Raw genomic sequence first — 21,774 nt, forward strand, 5'->3', positions numbered from 1 at the left:
TAATTTATGTTCATGCATTATTACCCGGACAGCCTTGATCATTAGATTTCGGAAATTTAACGACTCTAATGTAAATTTAACGACTCTAATGTCAATTTAGTAACTCTAATGTCACTGAACACAACAACTAAATGTAGAGAACAAACAAAGTTGTAAACTAAAACATCATTAAAAACCCGCATCTTATAAGGAACGTAGAAATTACGACAAACAAAGTTGTAAACTGAGTTTCGCTTGCTCCGAAATCGAATAGTACAAACAAAGTTGTAAACTAGCGGTAAAGAACGGTTATGTTTGCACTTTACATTCTTATTGCAGTTTGTTTTCAATAATCCTTCTTCACCTACTACTTAACTACGTTCCATTTTAATTTGAACTAAAATTCAACTCCCCTTTATGTCGACTAAGGATTAGATGGGTCATTACTCTTCTTCCCCACTTCTATAAGTTGAATCAAATGTCTATCGACACCTAAGTCTAATGCCGTCTCACTTGAAGTAAGTACACCTTTATCACCACAAGTGAAAATTATTTGAAAATTGTTGTTTAATTTTTTGTCTTTAACCAGCTCCATTACTAATTCAGTAAATTTTACAAAGGTTTCTTCATCAAGATTTTGTTGCCGAGGTTCATCAAGAATAAGGATTAATGGATGGTTAGTTCGATGCTTACTTTTTAAACAAGTAACTAGTAAGCCCAAGTAATATGAAATCAGAATTCGAATAAGACCACTACTAGATGTAATATTGTATAAGTTTTTCCCCTCTATCTTAGGCTTGAAATCATCTCTATCAATTTTTATTGCCCTAAAAATTTTTTCATTTATCTCTTCTAATTTTTTATTATCAAAACCTTCTTTAAGGAAATCAAACCCTCTTAAAATTTCCTTAAAAGTATCCTCGAACAATTGTAGCTTTTCTGAATCCACTGTATCATTTTCGGTCTCTTTAAGCTTTTTGTCTAACTCTGCTATTTCTTCAGATAAAGTAATTATCTGATTTTCAATCGCTTCATATTTAGTTATTATTTCATTCTCCCTTTTAAGATTTATCAGGGTATTATTTAATCGTCCAATCTCACTCGAATATCCTTGGTACTGTTTGAGATAATTGGGCTTTAGGTCAAAATTAATTTCATTAATGGTTTTTTCTATTTCTTCTATATCAAGTTCTAACAAAAATAGCTTGCTTTCAACCTCATGTTTCTCCAGTTCCTTTCTATTCTTTATTCTTTCAAAATCCCTCATCTCATCTAACAAATATCCGTATAGTTGTTCACTTTTAGATATATTCGCTAATTTGAATTGATTACCACATAAGCTACAGTTATTTGTATCTATTTCATACACTTCGTCAATCAATACTTGATTTAAGCAATGCGGACAGTTTTCTATTGGAAGAGAAGATATGAGCTTTTTCGCTGTCTTTAATTTATCAATCTTTTCAATATCAAGTTTAATTTTATTTATTCGATAGTAATATTCATTAATTTCTCGACTTAACCCATTAATCTGCTCTTTATAGCGTCTTATCACATTTTTTAATTTCCGATAGTCTTCCCTATAAGGTTGTACTGAACCATCCAGCTGGATATTACCGGACTCCAGCTCTTTAAGTCTTGTATGATACTCTTCAACCTCCTGCTCAATTACTTTTACGGCACTCTTTATTTCCTCAGTACTCTTGTATTTAAAAAGACTTATAATTTCATGTACATCATCTCGTGAAGTCCTCTTCTCTTTCAATTCATTTTTTAATAACTTCAGTCGTAATTTTTCCGTGATATTTTGAACGCTACTCAAATTTAGTATTATCTCAAAAGCCTTATGTTTTACATCGGGTATATTATAGTTAGGGTTTGCAGCTTGAATATCATCCCATGCCGTCTGAGGTACGACAAACAAAGGCATAATGTTTTGAAAATATATCTTCGAACCCTCAAATTGGATTTCCGGTATTTTAAAAAACTCAAATAAAAAATTTTGAAATGTTTTATTACCCTCAATTCCAGTATCCTTCTTAGCCTTGTAATAATCTATTTTAGTTGCCTTATGAATATCTGCAATGTCGACATCTTGAAATACAACAACTGTTTCTTCCCTACCTAAAGCATCACGCCTTATAACAACCCTTTTAGACTCAGGGTTTATTATTTGTAAGTATATAAAGTTTTCAATAACTGCTTCACCATCTATTACTTTCATTATCGGAGGGAAATTTGTATCACTCCATGTACTCTTCCCGTATAAATCTTCTCCATTTAAGGCATAAATAATACTTTTAATAAGTGTACTCTTCCCCAGATTATTTTTGCCATAAATGAGATTAACCTGCCGTTTTTCCCCGTCCTCTTTTACGAAACTAACATAACATCCATACTTTTTCTTACTTTCGGTTGTGATATCTATTTTTATCGCTTCAATATACATCATTACCACCACCCAATATTAACTCTGGAAAGAACTCAGCAATATATTTATCTATCCTTGCATTTGTTGATTTTTTAGGGAATATTTCATTTATTATCTCCATTCTATGTACCCATTTCCCTTCAATTTCATGGACTTCATTAGAGATTTCCATGCCAAGGTCAGTAAGAATAATGCAAAATTGTTTATCACCTGATGGAGTGATTTTCGTATACTTTATTTGGATTAAATTTTTACTTACCATATAATTAAAAATACTATCGTAACGAGGGTCCCAAGGACCTCGTAAATAATTTATCATTGGAGAAAAAGCGTCTACTTTTTCATAATCATTTAAATTAAGTTTATCGCTTAGTTTTTTCTTTTTACTATTATTAATTACCTTTTCTAAATAAAATGGATATCTTATTAGGAAGTCATAAAACGCAAATTTACTTCTTCCATATAGTAGTGGTGTTGTTGAAACAGACTCAACAACCAATCCACAAACATTTATTAAAAGTAATAATCTGTACGTATGAAAGTCATAATCATCATCAGGTTTAACATATAATATTTGATTTTCAATAGGCTCTACTTCCATTTGAACTTTACTATTCATTAAAGCTTGTATAAATTTGTTGTTTATTTTGTGTTCCATTATACTTTCTCCTTTGTCCATCTTAACGGACACTCAGCTGCAATCTGATACATTTGTGCATATACAACCTCTTCATCAATGTCCACTGACTTTAACTTGCCAAAGTCTATTGCAGCATCACTTAACGTATCCTGAAACTTCACCCAAAAATCGACTGGGTCGAAATTATTTTTCCTTTTATTTTCCTGTACAGCAGTAAGGCATAACCTTCTTACCTTATATTCAAGCTGTTTTAAATCTTGATACTCTTGATTAAGACCAGCTATTTGTAACTTGTCTAAATGTATCAAGTACGAGCATCGAGATTGAGTAGCAAGCTCTAAGATAGAATCTGACTCATCCGCATCTTCAATCCCCATAGCTCTAATCTTCCTTTCAAGGTTACTTTGCTTTTCAGTATCCTGTTCTGTTACCTCATTAATTCTGACTTCATCTATAATAATAGGGAGCTCATATACTGTTTTCCTCTCATCTCCCGTTACTTCTCGACTCAAAAGGGTAGCAACCATACCCTCTAAGGTATCAAATCGGCTATTTAAAAAATTCGTTAAAGTGCTATCAACATTATTTGAAATCTCCTCAAGAGATTCATCTATAATTTGATTTAACAAGCCAATTGTGAGAACTCTGTTCTCAATGTCTGATTGAGATGATTTATTATAAACTTCTGTTAATAATCGTGCCTGCATTACATTTGGGAGACACTTCAACTTTGGAATCGTTATTATTAACTCTAAATTCCTTTTTCTAATACTTTCAATAGAATCCTCAGGTTCTTCATTTTCAAATGAGAACCTAATTTTTTGAATAAAAGCTTTTATATTCTCTTCATCTACGATTGCGGATTGTGATTTACTGTATTCACTTTCGATAAATTCCATCTTTTCTACTAACTCAGCAATCTCTTTTTCCAACACTTCATCATTCGACTTATCCCCAGACTTTTTGCCTTCCCTCGTCTTTATCATCTTAGTGTATTTGGCGATAATAGAATCTTTTTCTGAACACAAAACAGAACTAAGTAATTCTTGTACGACTGGGATTATCTTTGACATTAAATCATCTGAAATTGGATTTGATGCATCTACCCATTCTAATAAAAGGTCGGACCTTTTCTTCACAGAGCTATTTGTAACAAAAAAGAATTCTCCTACATATTCGAAGTCATACTTAGAATACAATATAAAAAAATTAAACAATGCCTTTTGAATATCATCACTCTTTAAACTAAAATCACTTGAATAACATTTGATTTGTGTGAAATTCACAGTGTTAGTGGAAGTGTTTAATTCCTTAATATCATCTTCCGTCTCACAATAAATCTTAGTATCAATGCTTTTAATATATGCATTGACCCAAGTATTAAGAGTCACCAAATATTGATAAAGAAACCCTCTATTAGTAGCAATAGCATCAGTAGTTTTTTGGAAAATGGATAATTCATTATTTACCATGATATTACTCCTATTTATTCTATGTTTTTCAAATAGCTTTCTTTCGACATATTTTACCACGTATTCCTTTTTCCCAATACATTGTATTTAATAGGTCATAGATTAAAACAGACTTAAACCATTGCGGTTTAAGTCCGTTCGCCTCTGCTATATCATAGTTTGATTTTCAAGAGCTATTTCGATAAATTTTTTCACTCTGGAGGACGCTAATTTAGAGTTTATACCTGATAAACGATATACTTGCCATTCCCTGACAACATCAAATTCTGTTCCTAATCTACTTATTACCCTTTTTACCCTTCTTATTTGAAATTCATCTTTGCTTTCGACAACAGTGCTCACGTACTCTACACTTCGTGGGATTTTCTGAGGTACTTTTTCAAACCAACTTTGTTTACCCGTTTTTCTTGTGATTGATTTAAATGTCTTTTGCAAAAGCTTGTCAGCTTCCGATTCATCCCACTTTGTAAGAATCTCATGAAGAAGAGATAGTAACATTTCGTCTCTTTGATTCCAATCAACTCTTGCCCTCAGCTGAATTTTTCCTTTTTCTTTAGGGGAGTTTTCTTTTAACCATTCCTTGCGACATCGATACAACCATGCATATATGTGCGGAGCCCTCAAACGTAATTTATTAATTCCATCGTCAGGGAAATCAATTAATAGTTGCAACCATTTGTCTTGGTATTCAGTACCGCTTTCTTCCTTAGGGAAATTTTCTATTAGTTGATTTTTTCTTCCCTTTAACAATTTCCATTTCCCTGCTATACCCAATTTTATTGCCTGTTTTTTTAAGGTTTCTGTATCTGCTCTTAGAGCAGTCGACATGACCTCTAATGTTGCCCTCTCCTGTATAAGCGTTTTTAGTTTTTGCTCCCACACTTCCCCATAGCACAATATCTTGATGTCTTTTCGTTGAATTTCCTTCCCAATCTTCTCTCTTACTGAGTAACTGAAGCCACAAGAACATGTAAATTGACCCACTACTTTCTTAGAGTCATAGCAATAGGTGATTTCTTTAGCGTGGACTACTTCTTGTTCAAAATGATTGACTACAGGGTTAAAGCATTTCCATGGCCCGTTTCCAAAGGGCTCTTTAATTCCTTTCCCAGTAAAAAAGTCTTCTGTTGAACCGCATAAAAAGCTCATCATGAGGACATGACGAATAGGGTGAAAGGCTCTCCGATGTTTTCGAACAATCGCACTTAACCAGGTTTGGTCTGACGTCTCGTCAATTTCTGACTGTAACAATTGAAGTATGTCCTGCGGAAAAATATCACAAAAAGCCTTTATTAGCTCCTTTTTACGAACTCTTCCTGATGGTAAAGCAAGTCCTTTACTTTGGAGAACTTTAGTATATTGTTGTCGCAGATAGTTTTCATGAAATGGCGTTAAAGAAGCATTCAACAACCAACGCATCTCATTAGCAACTCGTTGTAATACACGAGTATCGATAGAATCATCTATTACATAAGTACACATTTCTATATTCTCATCGTCAGCTTGAATAAATTCATGTTGATTGACATCTTGGAGGAGCCGATTACTTTTGAGCAACCTACTCCCATGCTCAGGACATACAAGCACTCCCGACACCTGGTGTATACGATGCCAATAAGCTTCTCCATATTGTTCTCGGTCTTGTATGAAACAATCACCACAGAATTGTAAACTCGTAATAGCAGATACCGAACTAGCTGTTACACCTACTAGTGCACGAATTCCCCTTCCATCCTCGCCCATTACTAAGCTTATAGCTTTTTGTGATTTCTTTTGGTCTAAAAAGGGCAGGTACAAAGGAAGTAAAGAGTGGTTCCTAATGAATTCATCTTCCGTATAGACCGAGCCTATCGGTAATCTCTTAACAAGCGCTGTTAAATTTGCTTGAAAATCAACGCTAGACCTCGTACTGGACTTCCCAAAAAGCTCACTCATTGTTACTTTGGGTGAAATATTTCCAGCTCTAACGTGATACCTAGCTAGTACGCTATATAACAACTCATCTCTATACGGTGTTGGAAAATAGGTGAGCACAGTCAAATCTCCTCTATGCCAGCTCCTGGAACGGGTCTAGAATGTAACCTGCTTCCTTCAAAGCATCGTAGGCAGTAATTTCTTGGTTCTTTTTTAGAATCACATATCTTAAATCGTTCTCATCTTTTATGGTCTCCTTTTGATTTAATTTCTTTTTTTTAATTTCCGCGGATTTCTGTCTTGAATTCGTAAAAGCATTTTCCCCCGCTTTTCGAGCTAGTTCATTTATTGACACCTCAATTCCCAATTCACTAATAGCTTCTTTTGCAGCTTTTTTTGCATCCGAATCCGAAACACCCATCGATATCAGTCTTATAATCAATTCCTCTAGTATATTCTCCCTTTCAGACTCTTGTTTCTTTTTGAGAGCTTCCTTATGGAGACGTATTACCGACTTTTTATCTAACTCGCTAAGTTTATTTTGAATGTATGACTCTATATCCACTGGTCGAATATCATCAAACTTCGTAAGTGATTCGATATCGCCATTTCTCAATGCTTGAAGAAATGGTTGTACAAGCCTCAAATTCTCCCTCCCAACCTTTCGAATAAGGTCTGGGGTTATTTTCTCTAGGCTTGACGAAATTACCCGTATCTGTGCAAGCATATAAAGCTTAACAGCTATATCTGTAATCCCCTGGCTTTCCTCGTAGAGGACACTGCTTATTTGGTCTGTATATGGCGTGACCGCTTTTGTCCACTGATATTCCCACATAAGTTCCATGATGGTATCCCATTCTTCATCCTTATTCATACGGTCCCATACCATATCTCCCTGACCCGCACTTCTTCTTGCCTGACGAAATTGACTCTGTAGACTTCCCAATGCTCTTTGTGTTCCAATTAAAATAACTGGAATTCCAATCGTATTTACTAAAGTAACAAAGAAATTAAGCATTTTATCTGCCCCACCTTGGGCAGCTGAATGTAAATGTTGAACTTCATCAATAATTAATACACCTAGGCAGTGATTTGAAGCTATTTGAACCATATATTTAAGCATTTCTTCTACAGAAATTCGCCTAGCTACAACTTTATGGGAATAATTGGTTCCAAGCAACTCGTCCATTTTCAGAAAAAACGAAATGCACAATCCTTTGAGCGACGCTCCATCGTAGGGGCAATCCAATTTAAGATAAGTAACCTGATATAAAGAAAGTGGGGTTCCTTTATATTCATGATGAATGATAACCTTTGGATACATAGAGAGAACCCGTTCAACTGATGTTGTTTTTCCCATACCTGACGTCCCAATAATCGCAAATCCATTTCCTGTGTTTCTTATATCACCAAAAACACTAGTTATCCCTTCTTTTTCTTTAAGTGCTTTGTTCCCTTTTTGCAATCTGAGTGCATGTAATTTACCAAGCGGATTTCGACTTATATATCCCTGTCGAATACATACCGATATTCGCTGCTCTAATTCAATATGCTTCGTAGTCGGTTGAAAATATCTACCTAATCTACGAACTAGATGTAGCTTATACTTATCATCTGATTTTCGCTCATTAGGATGATATTTGGGATATAAAGTAAGAGCATCAATTACTTCTCCCATATCAAGAATTGGAGGCAATGCTTCAATGATTGGATTGTCCTCGTAATCAAGTACCCCTTGTTCTTTATAAGTAGCTAATTCGGCAACACAACCATTCGGAATTTGTACAAACCCACCATTAGTCAAAACTCCAATTCTCCTTTTGTTTGCTCCGAATTAAATCCATCACGGACACTTCCGTCTCATCCTTTATGCTTGTTACATTATCTGCTTTTAGTACCCCCCCTTTTTTTTCGGATTCAGTCTTCTGCCGATTTAAGTGGAGTGCTTCTTTCTCACGATTTTTTTCTTTGTCTACTTTCCTAAACGCTTTGATATTTTTTGTTTTGACTTTTTCTTTAGGTGATTCGCTTTCTGCTTCATCCCGAATTTCCTCCATTCTTTTGAAAAAATCAATTTTATGCTGGAGCTGCGCATTCTTTCTAAGCTGAGAGTTTAACTCTAAGCATTCATTGAGATGTAGAATCTCATCAAATGTCATCTCAAAATGCTCCTTTTCTTTTGGAAGAAGGCTACAAGTAATAAAATCCCTCCCATTATTTCTAATTAGATAGATATTCTTTGCATTACGCGGGTCATATGCCACCTCTTCACGCCAAGAGTTCTTGTTAGCTCTCTCAAACCATCCTTCTTCTATTCCCTCTTGACAACTATAACTTTTCCCTTTAAAAATTATCCCTTGAAAAGTAATCGTCGCTTTTCCCCTCGGCATTAAATTAAGCTTCACAAGTTCTTCAGAACAGGCTCGTAAACTACCAGAGCGATTTTGTAATCCCCATTCCCATATTTGCCTAGGCAATGGTTCTACACCATCTGCTATCATTTCTTTGCTAAGTGGGTATTTCTTCATTTCTTTGTCATTATTTAAGTAGAGCACAGCGTAAATGACCATTCTTGTAAACTGATAAAGGTCAAGCTTAGCTTCCTTCCTGTAGTCAGTTACACCTCTCTCACCTGCATCTTTATGAACATAGCCAGCCAAAAATGGCTTTAGCAACTCTTGAACAGTTCTAATGGTCCTTTCAACAATACCTTTTAAATCAGGGCGATATGCTGGAGTATTAACGACGCGTATTTGTAAGGAGTTTGCCAATGTATCAGCAAAACCACTTAACATCTCACCTCTGTCAGCAACTATCGTATCTGGAAGGTATTGTGCATTCCACATATCTTCCGTAATATCAATTCCAAGCTGTTTACAAAACTCTACTTTATTTGAAAAAGCATTTGCTAGAGCCATCATCGCGGCATTCCACGAAGGATTTTCAAGTCCCACATACACTCCTGTAATCATTCGCGAAAATACATCCACTACAAAATATAAAGTTGGACGTCCAATTGTTTGCGTTCTATTATATCGACTGACGATATAAACATCCGCAATTGTCGCATCGATTTGATAAACAGAGCCTGGTCCTATCAACTGTTCATGTGAATTGCTCAAAACAGGTCTACTTCCTAGGTTGTATTTTTTCTTACCTTCCCTAGCGATAATTTTGTCTTTGCGTTTAATTTCCTTATTAAACCAATATCTAAATTGTCGTAGAGTTGGAATTGTTTCCTCGTCATAAAAATACTCCTTTAACATTTGAGTATATGTATAGCTCAATGAGTTTTTTGTTTTATTCATATAAAATCTAGCGACAGCAATCCGAAAAATTTTTTTCATTTCTTCTGTTACATTAGCACCATCACCGATTTTTTCTCGAAAACGAGATGGTCTACCTGTCTTTTTCCCAACTAATGTCCTCTCCCGAACACCGCAATTTTGATAATTGGGTAACAATGAGTTGGGAGATTTTCCTCTTTGCCAATACTTCCGAAAATACTTGTACAATGTAACCTTACTTATCTTATTTTGCTTCATCAAAATTTTTATGATTTTTCCTCTGCTATCTTCTATATAAATATCTGGCTCATCTTTTACCGCAGCTTTGATAAGTCCCCATGCATTATCACGTTTATCTTTATAAAGCTGGGGTATGTCAGCTTCTGAAATTACAATCGCTTTAGGGTCGTTATCCTGAACTACACATATTCCACATTGCAATTCGTTAAGTACATCTGAAACTTTTCGTTGGTAAGGAAACGCAAGTCGCATATCGATATCTATTAAGTACATAGTGTCAGTATTAGTATCTATATATAGGATTCTCTCTTTGCAAAGAACATCCTCATGCGTTCTTCTAACGATAATCATATTAACTGCTAATTTGGGATGCATTATTACTCCCCCCAGTTCCGGTGATAAATTCTAAATTACCAAAGTAACTATGGTTTAAATTGATTTCGTTTAACATATCTATTTTGATAATTCTTCTCGCAATGAGATGTCTAAAGAGTGTTAAAAACACCCCTTTTGAGACCTTGAAATCATCATCAAGACTAGAGGTTATTCTCAAAATAGAGCTATTGTGACGCATTAGTCTTTCCTTTAAGACCTCAAGCATTATATCAACTTCATTATCAGCATCTGTGTCTAATACATCTAACTCAGTTGCCGACCGTACCCACTCAATATTTTTAATTAGAGGTAAATGTAGTTCCTTCTCCGTGACAATTCCCCACGAAATACCGTGTTCTTGCCAATACGCTCTTTCTATCTCAAATTTTTCAATTGTTCTTTTGTCCTCTAATTTAATTGAAGGTTTTACCGTTCTTACGATTGATTGTTTTCTTCCATCACGGATAACCGTAATATTGAAATCACTAGTCATTACAACAGGGTTCTTATTTTTTTGTTTTGGATGCGGTATTCCTTTACTTTCCGCTATTCTTATCGTTTCTTCGATACTTAGCGGATATTGCTCCCTCATGTCAACGACACTTTCGTTCCAATCTAATAGTAAGAAGTAGTAGTATTCTAAATTAGATAAGAGATGGTGTTCTCTACCCGATGTATATCCAAATGCTCTAATCGCATTTCCTTCTGAAGAGAAGCTCCTAACTGTAAGCGACGGTTTATAGTTCTTACCAGTTAATTGACCAAATTTATCTTTAGCTTGATTACTATTGCTTACAATCTTATTTTTCATAGCTATTAACTAGCCCCTATCTCACTGGGAATAGTATCATTATTATTATCATATATTATCACTAATATTCACTATACGAAAATATTTATTTTTCGATTAGTGAACACTATTCTCCCTCATATATGGTTAAGATAGAGTTATTAAGCATTAAGGAGGAATCTTAGTGAGTTATCTCGGAGAAAACATTCGAAGATACAGAAAATTAAAAGGTTTATCTATACACGAACTCGCTGCACTAAGCAAATCTAGCCCATCAAGCATTAGTCAAATAGAAACCGGAAAGCGAGATGTTACATTCAAATTAATTGAAAGCATTGCCAAAGCTCTGGATATGGAAGTCTCGCTATTGGTTACTTCCCAAAAGACAATCAAGTATGACCATTCCATTGAAGGATTGTTAAAGTTTCATGAGCATATTGTGGTTTTATGGGGTAAATCAATAAACAACATTGAAGATACTAATAGTTGGGGAGTCATCGTAGATTTAGAGAAAGAAGGGGAATTAAAAGAAATAATATATTTTATAAACAGTAACAATAATGTTTCACCTGAGGATTTTTGCAATACCGAACTACTGCCATACATTATTCTTCAACGAATGCGAATTTTACTTTGGAATTGTTATGAGTTACGTGGAACATACGAAGAAATCAAAAAATGTGGAATTGATTGGTCAACTACTAAAGAATTGATATCTACTTTTGGAGAATTACTCTCCAAAAGCAAATCTAACAGTAAGTAGACAATAATAATTCAAAAAAGGTATGGCGTATACACCATACCTTTTTTTATAACATTTATTTTCGGTTTACAACTTTGTTGTCGAGTTTACAACTTTGTTGTCAGGTTTACAACTTTGTTGTCAAGTTCACAACTTTGTTTGTATTCTACACTAAACTTTTTCTATTTCCCCGACTTACTCCACCGTAACGCTCTTCGCCAAGTTCCGCGGCTTATCGACATCCAGCCCTCTTGCCACAGATGCGTGGTAAGCGAGCAGCTGCAATGGGATGGCGGTTAATACTGGAGTCAGGATAGGCAGGGTTGCTGGAATGTGAATTACTTCATCAACCGATTTGATCAGCTCGTTATCGGATTCGACGGCAAAGCCCAGAACGCGAGCACCGCGCGCTTTTACCTCAACGATGTTGCTGACCATTTTCTCATAAATATCCGGCTGAGTTGCCAGCGCAATGACCGGCACGCCTTCTTCGATCAGTGCGAGTGTACCATGCTTCAGCTCACCCGCTGCATACGCCTCGGAGTGAATGTACGAGATCTCTTTCAGCTTCAGCGAACCTTCAAGAGAAGCCGCATAGTCGAGACTGCGTCCGATGAAGAACAGGCTGTTCACGTCTTTGATGCTGTTCGCGAAGTCACGGATTTTCGCCGAATCGGCCAAAATTTCCGAGATAGCCTCTGGCAAATCCAGCATATGATCGACGATTTCCGCTACTTGCTCGGCGGTTTGTGTGCCTTTCACCTGTGCAAAATAGAGTGCAAACAGGTAGAGCGCAACCACTTGGCTCGTATACGCTTTGGTCGACGCTACGGCGATTTCTGGGCCAGCCCATGTAAAGATCACTTCATCTGCCTCGCGGGATACCGAGCTGCCCACGACGTTGGTGACGGCCATTACGGTTACACCGCTCTTCTTCGCTTCACGCAGCGCTGCCAACGTGTCCGCCGTTTCACCGGATTGGCTGATGACGATCATCAACGTGTTGTCCGTATAGATCGGGTCGCGGTAACGGAATTCGGAAGCGACTGCGACTTCAACCGGCACGCGAGTCAGCTTCTCGATGACATCCTTCCCGACGAGTCCTGCGTGCATCGACGTTCCGCACGCAACGATATAAATACGGTCATATGCTGACAGCTGCTCATTGCTCATTTTCAGCTCAGGCATAACGATCTGCTTGGTTTCGCTGTCGATGCGCGCACCCATTGTGTCGCGTACCGATTGAGGCTGCTCACTGATCTCTTTCAACATAAAGGAATCGAAGCCGCCTTTTTCCGCTTGCACCAAATCCCAATCGACATGGAACAACGCGCGCTCCACTTTTTCACCTGTCTCTGCAGAGAACAGTTCGACACCGTCGCGAGTCAGTACAGCCATCTCGCCCTCGTTCAAGATATGCACGTCACGCGTATGCTCCAGCATCGCAGGAATGTCCGAACCGATAAAGCTCTCCCCGTTGCCCACACCTACGATCAATGGGCTTGCCAGACGCACAGCAATCAGCTTATCAGGTTCGTGCGAAGACATGATCCCCAGGGCATAAGCACCTCGCATTTTCGCCACAGCACGGCGAACCGTCCCAACCAGATCGCCGTCATACATGTCGGCCAACAGGTGAGCGATTACTTCCGTATCCGTCTCAGATGTGAAGTTGTACCCTTTGGAAATCAACTCTTCCTTGATCGAAAGGAAATTCTCGATGATGCCGTTATGCACAACAGCGAACTGTAGCTTTTCATCCGTATGCGGGTGAGAGTTCTCATCCGATGGCTTACCGTGTGTAGCCCAACGGGTATGTCCAATTCCTACCGTCCCCGTAAGCGGGTGATCTTTCAGACGCTCTTCCAGCACAGCCAGGCGGCCTTTCGCCTTTTCGTATGTGAGTCCGTTTGCCGTCAGGGCAGCAATCCCAGCTGAATCATATCCGCGGTATTCCAGCTTGCTCAAACCGCCAACAATAATCTCCTGCGCATTTTTATCTCCAATATATCCAACAATTCCGCACATGTGTAATAGTCCCCTTCCCAATTTAACGGGGACACAGCCCAGAGGCTCTTGTTATCCAACGGGGTGTGCCCCCGCCATCTCATTTGCTTTTTATCGTAATCAAATCAACGTTCCTAGGTATCATACGCCGGTATTGTGCAGCAGGTTACCCCGCTGTTTTGTCCCTGCGTTTGTCGGTAGTGATCCTATGCTACCGGGAGGCATCCGCCGAATGTTCGATAAACCTCCACCTCGTCCACTGTGCTCCATGTCGGGCAGCCACAGTGCTGGCGCTTATGTGGATCTGAAAGTGGCCCGTCTTTTCTTTCTCCTCCTTTCCCCCACCGATTTCGTCCCCTCCTACCTTAACACAAAATGCTTTTTTTCTCTATACAAAAAAATATGCAAAAAGGAGCGGCAACGTGCCACTCCCTTTGTCTATGTCATTACGCCAGTTCTTGTTTCACGACTTCAACGATACGGTATACCAGCAGGTTCAATTCACCTGCATCCGGACCTTCCGCCATGACGCGGACGATCGGCTCCGTACCGGATGGACGCACAAGCACGCGGCCATTGCCAGCCAGCTCTGCTTCCACTTCCTTGATTTTTTCCTCAATCGCCTCGTTGCCAGTAAGTTTGCTCTTATCAGCAACAGGCACGTTCACCAGAATTTGCGGGAATTTGGTCATCACTTGCTTCAGCTCAGACAGTGGCTTCCCGGTCTCCTTGATGATATTCAACAGCTGCAACCCTGTCAGCAGACCGTCTCCCGTCGTGTTGTAATCGAGGAAGATGATGTGACCAGACTGCTCACCGCCCAGGTTATAACCGCCGCGGACCATTTCTTCCACGACATAACGGTCACCGACAGCCGTTTTCGTCGTATTGATCGAGCACTCGTCCATCGCTTTGAAAAAGCCCAGATTCGCCATGACGGTTGTCACGATCGTGTTGTTGTTCAGCTTGCCTTTGGCTTTCAGCGCACGTGCGCAAATCGCCATGATATAGTCGCCATCCACCAGCTCGCCATTTTCATCGACAGCAATACAACGGTCAGCATCACCGTCAAAAGCGAGGCCGAGATCCGCTTTATGTTTAATGACTTCCTCCTGCAAACGCTCAGGATGCGTGGAACCGCATTGCTCGTTGATGTTGACACCGTTCGGATTAGCGCCCATCGTGATCACTTCTGCCTCAACGTCAGCAAACAGACGCGCAGCCAACGACGATACCGCGCCATTGGAGCAGTCCAGCACAACCTTCAAGCCATCGAATCGTTCGGTAACGGAGTTTTTCAAATGAGAAAGATATTTTTGACCACCCTCCAGGAATTCAAGGACAGTCCCAATCTGCTCTCCTGTCGGGCGCGGCAAGTTGTCTTCCGCTGCGTCCAGGTATTGCTCGATTTCGCCTTCCATTTCATCGGACAGCTTGAACCCATTGCTGCCAAAGAACTTGATTCCATTATCAGGGAACGGATTGTGTGATGCAGAAATCATCACGCCTGCATCAGCTCCCAACGCACGGGTTAGATAAGCCACACCCGGGGTAGAAATGACGCCCAAGCGAACCACTTCAGCACCTACTGACAATAAACCCGCAAGCAAAGCATTTTCCAGCATTTGTCCAGACATGCGAGTATCTCTTCCGATGACTACCTTTGGCTTGCCCTCTTGCTTGTTGCGTGTCAATACGTAGCCACCGATTCTGCCCACTTTGAACGCCAATTCAGGCGTCAGTTGAGCATTCGCCACACCACGTACGCCATCTGTTCCGAAATACTTCCCCATCCTTGTCCCTCATTTCTATCCTTTTACACACAGTAGCTTATGTCGCCCATTACTTGCTTGTGATTTCCACGGTTACTTGCTTCAACGCCGTGCTTGCTGCTTTCAAATACGGCGGCAGATTGTAGACAATCGGGATTTCATGTACGCCAACCGGCAAGTTGCTGACATCCGCAACTACCTGCACGTCTTCTGGCGACACATGGTCCAGATTTTGCTCAGCACCCACTATATCAAAATCAATCGTCGTAATTTCCTGACCGGCAGCGGAGAATCCTTTGGCCTGCAGATTTTCGGACAAACCGGTAATCCGCAACGGTACCTTTTCCAGTCGCTTCGTTTTGGATGGTGCAACCTTGAAAGAGACCTCCAAATATTCCGGCTCCACTTTTACTACTTTATCGAGAAGCGGCATTTTCAGCTGCACCAGACGATCTGAGTTTATTTTACTCAAATCAATCTCCGGACCTGGATACGTGCTTTGCTTCATCGTATCGATCACTTCTTTCGGTCCGTACACGGTCACTTCTTCCACATTCTTTTCCACACTAGCCAAACTATAGCCATCCGGCAAGTCATTCGTCAAGTTCAATTTTATTGGTACTTTGGCAAATGGGCTTGTCACCGGAACATTAACCTCGACCGTAAGCGGATTGACCTCCACATGCTGAAGGACGTTCCCGTACTTGTCCACCACCTTGAGTGGCACGGTCGTATTGATCGGTTCCGTCGCTCCATCCAGGTTGACGGAGGCCCGCACGCCTGCGATGCTGTTCGCTTGGCTGGCTGGAACCCTGACATGCGCTTTGAACGGTTTGACGATCGGCTCACCCGCTTTGTAGCCCGGCGCAGCCTGACCCAATAATTCTACACTGACTTCCTTCTCCACGGTCTGTTTCTCTTCCAAGGTGATGTCAACCGTGCTCGGAATAATTCCTACTTTCGTCCCTTCTGGAAAACCCTTGTACAAAACCGGAACGCGATGTGTTCCTTTTCCCTGCCCCCTAAGATCTACAAAGACCTCATACGAATCAGGTGGGATGAAATTGTGCTTATAAAACGGATTGCTGCTCTCGATGGCAATTTTGACCGTTTTCGGCTGTTTTACCACTTCCACGTTATCCGTGTCATAAAGCACCTTCAGGTTGACGCCATCGATGAATAGCGGTTGCGTTGCATCGGTTGGCGCCACACCATCCGACTCCAGGTTTACGACCATCCACATCATCGTTGCGAGCAACAAAGCGATGGCACGCGCAAACCAACGGCTGTTCAACCATTTATCCATGCTTTCGCCTCCATTGCCAACGACCTGCCATGGATTTGCTAATTTGCGAATCCAGCTGTTCCAACAAAATTTCCGATAGCTGCTCCTCCGTCAAATTGCGATGGACTTGGCCGTTACAGGCAAACGACACCTGTCCTGTCTCCTCGGAAACAACGATGGATAAGCCGTCGGATACCTCACTCATCCCGATCGCGGCTCTGTGCCGCGTCCCCAATTCCTTGGAAATCGTAGGATTTTCGGTCAAAGGGAGATAACACCCCGCTGCCATCACCGTATCCTTGCGTAGGATAACGGCGCCGTCATGCAGCGGCGTATTCGGTATAAAAATATTGATTAACAGTTCTGAAGAAACCTTGCCGTTAATCAAGATGCCTGTCTCTACGTAGTCATTCAGTCCTGTATCCTTTTCAATTACAAGCAGTGCGCCAATCCGACGTTTCGCCATATATGTTGTTGATTTGCATACCTCTTGCACCATGCGGCTAACGACTTCCTCGTCAACGGTACTGGTTCGTGAAAAGAGCTTCCCCCGTCCCAGCTGTTCCAGTGCGCGCCGCAGCTCCGGCTGAAAAATGATTACAAGCGCCAATACCCCGAAGGTAAACGCCTGCGACATCAGCCAGTGAAGAGTCGTCAGCTGGAAATACTTGCTCAAAAGCCAAGTGATGATGATCACCATGATCCCTTTCAGCAATTGAACCGCCCGGGTGCCGCGAATCAACATGATTAATTTATAAATGACGTATGTAACCAACAATATGTCGATCGCATACCGGATTACATCACCGTAATTAAGAGAAATCATAGCGATGCCCCCACATTCTCGCTCCAACTCAATATCTCTTCTATATTTCATAGGTAGCGGTATCTCGCTGAAAAAAGCACGGCAAGTACGTGCCGCGCTCATGTAACTGCTATTTCTTATTTTCGCTTAAGGGAAGGCCGGAAGCAAGTCATTTCCGATATTTTTCAGCTGATACCATACCCAATCGAATATCGCTTCGACCGATTCCGTATCACCGGCGACCTGGGCTGTCGAGGCAAGGAACACTTTCCCCTCAATGGCAACGACGTCGCCGCGCACCTCTCCTTGCACTTCCACACTTCCGTTGCGGACGATAAGGTCACCGTCTACCGTGGTTCCGGCCGGCACCACGACAATGTTGCGCTCGTGGTCAATTTTGAGCTTATCGATATTGTTAGCTGATACCTGAAGCGTATCATCAGGTTCAAACCACGTTGCCGTCACACTTCCCATCATCATGACTAAGAACACAGCTGCAGCGGTGAGGAATGGATGCTGCCTGAGCCAATTTGACAAACGATGCCCTTTTCTCGGTGCGGGTAATTGAGCCAAGACTCGTGCGGTAAAATCAGCCGACACTTGTATATGGGTAGCACTCTGCACAAAAACAATCGCCTTTTGCAGATCGTGCATATGTGTGTGGCACCGCGGACATTCCTTGAGATGCGTTTGCAACTGCAGATTGGCGTATTCATCCATATCGCCATCTAAACATTCATGAATCATGACAATCGAATCTCTGCAATCCATCTCGGATGACTCTCCTTTCTGTTACATAAAACGAAGCTTTGAGCGAAGCGCCTCTCGCCCACGGTGTATACGCGTTTTGATCGTGGTAATCGGCAACTTTAATACCTCACTGATTTCTTGCAGCGACAGGTCTTCGATATAGCGCAATACCATGACGGAACGATATTTAGGCGCCAGTTTCGACAATGCATCCTGCACAGTTTCCTGCAATTCTTGCGTGACCACTTTTTCCTCCGGCGTTTGCTCCTTTGAAGAAAGGCGGGAGTGCCAATCGAGGCCTTCGGTGCCTTCCGCTTCCTCGTCGATGGAGAAATCCGGTCGTTTTTTGCGCCCACGGTCGATACACAGGTTTGTGGCTATGCGATAAATCCATGTTGAAAATTTGTAACTATCGTCATACGTATGAAGGTTTGCATACACACGTAAAAAAGTCTCTTGTGCTATGTCCTCCGCCTCTTGACGATTGCCCACCATGCGGTAAGCCAATTGAAAAATCTTATCCTTGTATATCTCGATCAATTCGACAAAGGCATCGCGGTCGCCCCGTTTGGCTCTTGCCGTCAATCGTTTCTCTACAAAATCCATGTGATCCTCCCCGGCATTACCGTACCTTTACTATACGATGCATTTCACGTCCGGTTTCAATTTTTTCGTCCCAATTTATATAGTAAAATATGGGCAAACGGCTACGGCCCAATTTTCGGAATAAAAACAAGGTTTATTTATATACTAAGTGTGGTAACTTCTTTATACAATACCATAAAAAGGGGAGTTGTCATAATGTCCAAGCACATGGTATTTGACGAAATAGAAGCGCTCCGCAAGAAAATGAATGACCAGTACAAAAAGCATTCGGCCATTACGCCAGAGCTGCTTGACCTCAGCGTAAAGCTGGACCAACTGCTCAATCAACTCCCTTCATCAGTGCGCAAAACACACTAACATAAAAAGAAAAAAGAGAGGAATCGTCCCCTCTTTTTTTATTTCTCACGCTTTCGTTTGATTATACGCTTACAGCAGCTTATCGCCAAAAGCAGAGCTCATCATTGCCACTGCGACGCGCGCTGTTACATTTTCACGATCCAGAATCGGATTGACTTCTACAAATTCAGCGGATACCAGAACATCAGATTCAGCCAACATTTCCATGGCCAGATGGCCTTCCCGATAGGAAATTCCGCCGAGAACAGGAGTGCCAACACCCGGTACTTCGTGAGGATCCAGACCGTCCAAGTCAAAGCTCAGGTGAACGCCGTCTGTATTTTTGCTTACATGTGCGATCGCTTCTTCCATCACGCGAGCCATGCCCAAACGGTCGATCTCGTGCATGGTGAACACTTTGATGCCGCGTTCCTTGATCAAGGCGCGCTCACCTGCATCCAGGTCACGCGCTCCCAGAACAACAACGTTCTCTGCCTTGATCTTCGGCGCAAAACCGCCGATGTTCACCAGGCGCTCATGGCCGAGGCCAAGGCTTGCTGCGAGCGGCATACCGTGAATATTGCCAGAAGGTGTCGTATCACCTGTGTTTAGGTCGCCGTGAGCGTCAAACCAGATTACGCCGAGGTTTTTCACATGCTGTGTAACGCCGGCAATCGTACCCATCGCAATGCTATGGTCACCGCCCAGCACCAGAGGAAAACGCCCCTCTGCCATTTCTTTGCTAACTGCAGCTGCCAAAGTCGTGTTCGCCTCAACCACTTGGTCAAGGTATTTGTGGTGGTCTGTGCTAACCAGTTGGTTCGGACGGTTGACGACGATATCGCCAATGTCTTTAATGGAGAAACCCATTCCCTCCAAACGCTTTACAACACCAGCATAGCGAATGGCGCTTGGCCCCATATCAACACCGCGGCGATCCGCTCCTAAGTCCATTCCAACTCCAATAATGGAAACGTTTTTATTCATTCTGTCACCCATCCCTTCCTAAGCTACCTTGTTATTGTAGCCTTGATTGGGCAAATGACTCAACTCGACACAATTTTGCATGAATATAAGCATAATCCGCAATAAATCAGGGAAAACCAACAAAAAATGCATGCCGTTTTCCTGAAATGCACACGGTTTTCGCAACCAACTTTAACCATATATGATCCCTGTTTTTCCAAAACAAAAAAGCAGCTGAATTCAGCTGCTGTTTCTTTTATGTATGGAGCGGGTGATGGGAATCGAACCCACGCGACCAGCTTGGAAGGCTGGAGTTCTACCATTGAACTACACCCGCATGAAAATGGTCGGGAAGACAGGATTCGAACCTGCGACCCCTTGGTCCCAAGCCAAGTACTCTACCAAGCTGAGCTACTTCCCGACATATAATGGCGTGCCCTGAGAGATTCGAACTCCCGACCTTTTGATTCGTAGTCAAACGCTCTATCCGGCTGAGCTAAGGGCACATATGGAGCGGACGAAGGGTCTCGAACCCTCGACCTTCGCCTTGGCAAGGCGACGCTCTACCAATTGAGCTACGTCCGCACATTTTTAAAATACATGGTGAGCCATGAAGGACTCGAACCTTCGACCCTCTGATTAAAAGTCAGATGCTCTACCAACTGAGCTAATGGCTCTCAATATGAGAAAATGGCTGGGGTACTAGGATTCGAACCTAGGAATGACGGAGTCAAAGTCCGTTGCCTTACCGCTTGGCTATACCCCATCAAACAAAAACTGGTGGGGAGAGACGGATTCGAACCGCCGAACCCAGAGGGAGCAGATTTACAGTCTGCCGCGTTTAGCCACTTCGCTATCTCCCCGAAACATATAGTAATACAAATGGTGGAGGCTGACGGGATCGAACCGCCGACCCTCTGCTTGTAAGGCAGATGCTCTCCCAGCTGAGCTAAGCCTCCGAAATAAATGGTGACCCGTAGGGGATTCGAACCCCTGTATGACAGCGTGAAAGGCTGCTGTGTTAAACCGCTTCACCAACGGGCCTTACTAGATGGTGCTCCCGACAGGAATCGAACCTGCGACCTCTTCCTTACCATGGAAACGCTCTACCGACTGAGCTACAGGAGCATGGCTCCTCAGGACGGACTCGAACCGCCAGCCTACCGGTTAACAGCCGGTTGCTCCACCATTGAGCTACTGAGGAATGCATCAAGTTGAAAGAATGCTTATGTAGCTTGTTCCTTCAAAACTGGACACGCAAGTCATTGCTATGGATTGTTGTGGATAAGCCCTCGACCGATTAGTATTCGTCAGCTCCACGCGTTACCGCGCTTCCACACCGAACCTATCAACCTCATCGTCTATGAGGGGTCTTAC

Annotated in this window: 16 protein-coding genes, 11 tRNA genes and 1 rRNA gene; 2 read left to right on the forward strand and 26 right to left on the reverse strand. The window is 41.6% G+C overall.

Translation table 11 applies throughout. The annotated features are described in order from the left end of the window. Positions 1-403 precede the first annotated feature (403 nt). The 7 genes from EDM56_RS28450 to EDM56_RS28480 form a co-directional block, all read right to left on the reverse strand. Entirely contained in the window at positions 404-2,431 is a 2,028-nt protein-coding gene (locus tag EDM56_RS28450; protein WP_246009574.1) for an AAA family ATPase, read from the reverse strand. Further along, a complete protein-coding gene (locus tag EDM56_RS28455; protein ID WP_122921325.1) occupies positions 2,418-3,068 on the reverse strand; it encodes an ABC-three component system middle component 4 in 651 nt (216 codons plus the stop codon). Before EDM56_RS28455 ends, EDM56_RS28450 begins: the two co-directional genes overlap by 14 nt. Then, positions 3,068-4,522, reverse strand: coding sequence for a dsDNA nuclease domain-containing protein (locus EDM56_RS28460; protein ID WP_122921326.1), 1,455 nt, complete (start codon positions 4,520-4,522; stop codon positions 3,068-3,070). The genes EDM56_RS28455 and EDM56_RS28460 overlap by 1 nt, the downstream gene beginning before the upstream one ends. Before the next feature lie 147 nt (positions 4,523-4,669). Then, positions 4,670-6,556 (reverse strand): TnsD family Tn7-like transposition protein, encoded by a 1,887-nt coding sequence (locus EDM56_RS28465; RefSeq protein WP_183192629.1) that lies wholly within the window; start codon positions 6,554-6,556, stop codon positions 4,670-4,672. 13 nt (positions 6,557-6,569) lie between these two features. Further along, a complete protein-coding gene (locus EDM56_RS28470; protein ID WP_122921328.1) occupies positions 6,570-8,240 on the reverse strand; it encodes an ATP-binding protein in 1,671 nt (556 codons plus the stop codon). Next, complete coding sequence (locus tag EDM56_RS28475) at positions 8,233-10,338, reverse strand: Mu transposase C-terminal domain-containing protein (RefSeq protein ID WP_122921329.1); 2,106 nt, start codon at positions 10,336-10,338, stop codon at positions 8,233-8,235. Before EDM56_RS28475 ends, EDM56_RS28470 begins: the two co-directional genes overlap by 8 nt. Next, positions 10,316-11,149 carry a TnsA endonuclease N-terminal domain-containing protein gene (locus EDM56_RS28480; RefSeq protein WP_122921330.1) on the reverse strand — a complete coding sequence of 278 codons (834 nt, stop codon included), beginning with the start codon at positions 11,147-11,149 and terminating at the stop codon, positions 10,316-10,318. The genes EDM56_RS28475 and EDM56_RS28480 overlap by 23 nt, the downstream gene beginning before the upstream one ends. A gap of 163 nt (positions 11,150-11,312) precedes the next feature. Here EDM56_RS28480 and EDM56_RS28485 point away from each other — a divergent pair, with 163 nt between their 5' ends. After that, positions 11,313-11,891 (forward strand): helix-turn-helix domain-containing protein, encoded by a 579-nt coding sequence (locus EDM56_RS28485; RefSeq protein ID WP_183192630.1) that lies wholly within the window; start codon positions 11,313-11,315, stop codon positions 11,889-11,891. A 174-nt stretch (positions 11,892-12,065) separates the two neighbouring features. Here the strand turns inward: EDM56_RS28485 and glmS are convergent, their stop codons facing one another. The 6 genes from glmS to sigW all read right to left on the reverse strand — a co-directional run bounded on the left by glmS (position 12,066) and on the right by sigW (position 19,095). Further along, the gene (gene glmS / locus EDM56_RS28490; RefSeq protein ID WP_122921332.1) at positions 12,066-13,898 is read right to left on the reverse strand and encodes a glutamine--fructose-6-phosphate transaminase (isomerizing); all 1,833 of its coding nucleotides are present in this window, start codon (positions 13,896-13,898) and stop codon (positions 12,066-12,068) included. Positions 13,899-14,323: 425 nt separating this feature from the next. Then, positions 14,324-15,670 carry a phosphoglucosamine mutase gene (gene glmM, locus EDM56_RS28495; protein ID WP_122921333.1) on the reverse strand — a complete coding sequence of 449 codons (1,347 nt, stop codon included), beginning with the start codon at positions 15,668-15,670 and terminating at the stop codon, positions 14,324-14,326. A 49-nt stretch (positions 15,671-15,719) separates the two neighbouring features. Further along, complete coding sequence (locus EDM56_RS28500) at positions 15,720-16,955, reverse strand: CdaR family protein (RefSeq protein ID WP_122921334.1); 1,236 nt, start codon at positions 16,953-16,955, stop codon at positions 15,720-15,722. Beyond that, complete coding sequence (gene cdaA, locus EDM56_RS28505; RefSeq protein WP_122921335.1) at positions 16,948-17,760, reverse strand: diadenylate cyclase CdaA; 813 nt, start codon at positions 17,758-17,760, stop codon at positions 16,948-16,950. Before cdaA ends, EDM56_RS28500 begins: the two co-directional genes overlap by 8 nt. Before the next feature lie 126 nt (positions 17,761-17,886). Further along, a complete protein-coding gene (locus tag EDM56_RS28510; RefSeq protein ID WP_122921336.1) occupies positions 17,887-18,510 on the reverse strand; it encodes a zf-HC2 domain-containing protein in 624 nt (207 codons plus the stop codon). A 21-nt stretch (positions 18,511-18,531) separates the two neighbouring features. After that, positions 18,532-19,095 (reverse strand): RNA polymerase sigma factor SigW, encoded by a 564-nt coding sequence (gene sigW, locus EDM56_RS28515; RefSeq protein ID WP_122921337.1) that lies wholly within the window; start codon positions 19,093-19,095, stop codon positions 18,532-18,534. 195 nt (positions 19,096-19,290) lie between these two features. Between sigW and EDM56_RS28520 the strand changes: the two genes are divergently transcribed. Next, complete coding sequence (locus EDM56_RS28520; protein ID WP_122921338.1) at positions 19,291-19,452, forward strand: aspartyl-phosphate phosphatase Spo0E family protein; 162 nt, start codon at positions 19,291-19,293, stop codon at positions 19,450-19,452. Positions 19,453-19,521: 69 nt separating this feature from the next. Here the strand turns inward: EDM56_RS28520 and rocF are convergent, their stop codons facing one another. The 13 genes from rocF to EDM56_RS28585 all read right to left on the reverse strand — a co-directional run. After that, positions 19,522-20,418: an arginase gene (rocF, locus tag EDM56_RS28525; protein WP_122921339.1), complete on the reverse strand. Its 897-nt coding sequence runs from the start codon at positions 20,416-20,418 to the stop codon at positions 19,522-19,524. 242 nt (positions 20,419-20,660) lie between these two features. Then, positions 20,661-20,734: transfer RNA gene (locus EDM56_RS28530), tRNA-Gly, on the reverse strand. A 7-nt stretch (positions 20,735-20,741) separates the two neighbouring features. Beyond that, a tRNA-Pro gene (locus tag EDM56_RS28535) sits at positions 20,742-20,818 on the reverse strand. Positions 20,819-20,826: 8 nt separating this feature from the next. Next, positions 20,827-20,903 (reverse strand) — tRNA-Arg (locus tag EDM56_RS28540). A gap of 3 nt (positions 20,904-20,906) precedes the next feature. Beyond that, positions 20,907-20,982, reverse strand: a tRNA-Gly gene (locus EDM56_RS28545). Positions 20,983-20,998: 16 nt separating this feature from the next. Further along, positions 20,999-21,074, reverse strand: a tRNA-Lys gene (locus tag EDM56_RS28550). A 14-nt stretch (positions 21,075-21,088) separates the two neighbouring features. After that, a tRNA-Gln gene (locus EDM56_RS28555) sits at positions 21,089-21,163 on the reverse strand. Between the two features lie 12 nt (positions 21,164-21,175). Further along, positions 21,176-21,260: transfer RNA gene (locus tag EDM56_RS28560), tRNA-Tyr, on the reverse strand. A gap of 20 nt (positions 21,261-21,280) precedes the next feature. Continuing rightward, positions 21,281-21,356: transfer RNA gene (locus EDM56_RS28565), tRNA-Val, on the reverse strand. Positions 21,357-21,364: 8 nt separating this feature from the next. After that, a tRNA-Glu gene (locus tag EDM56_RS28570) sits at positions 21,365-21,441 on the reverse strand. A gap of 8 nt (positions 21,442-21,449) precedes the next feature. Continuing rightward, positions 21,450-21,525, reverse strand: a tRNA-Thr gene (locus tag EDM56_RS28575). A gap of 1 nt (position 21,526) precedes the next feature. Beyond that, positions 21,527-21,601, reverse strand: a tRNA-Asn gene (locus EDM56_RS28580). Between the two features lie 76 nt (positions 21,602-21,677). Continuing rightward, positions 21,678-21,774, reverse strand: a 23S ribosomal RNA gene (locus EDM56_RS28585); the annotation flags it as partial.

It is taken from the genome of Brevibacillus fluminis (assembly GCF_003710825.1).
GTDB lineage: Bacteria > Bacillota > Bacilli > Brevibacillales > Brevibacillaceae > Brevibacillus_D > Brevibacillus_D fluminis.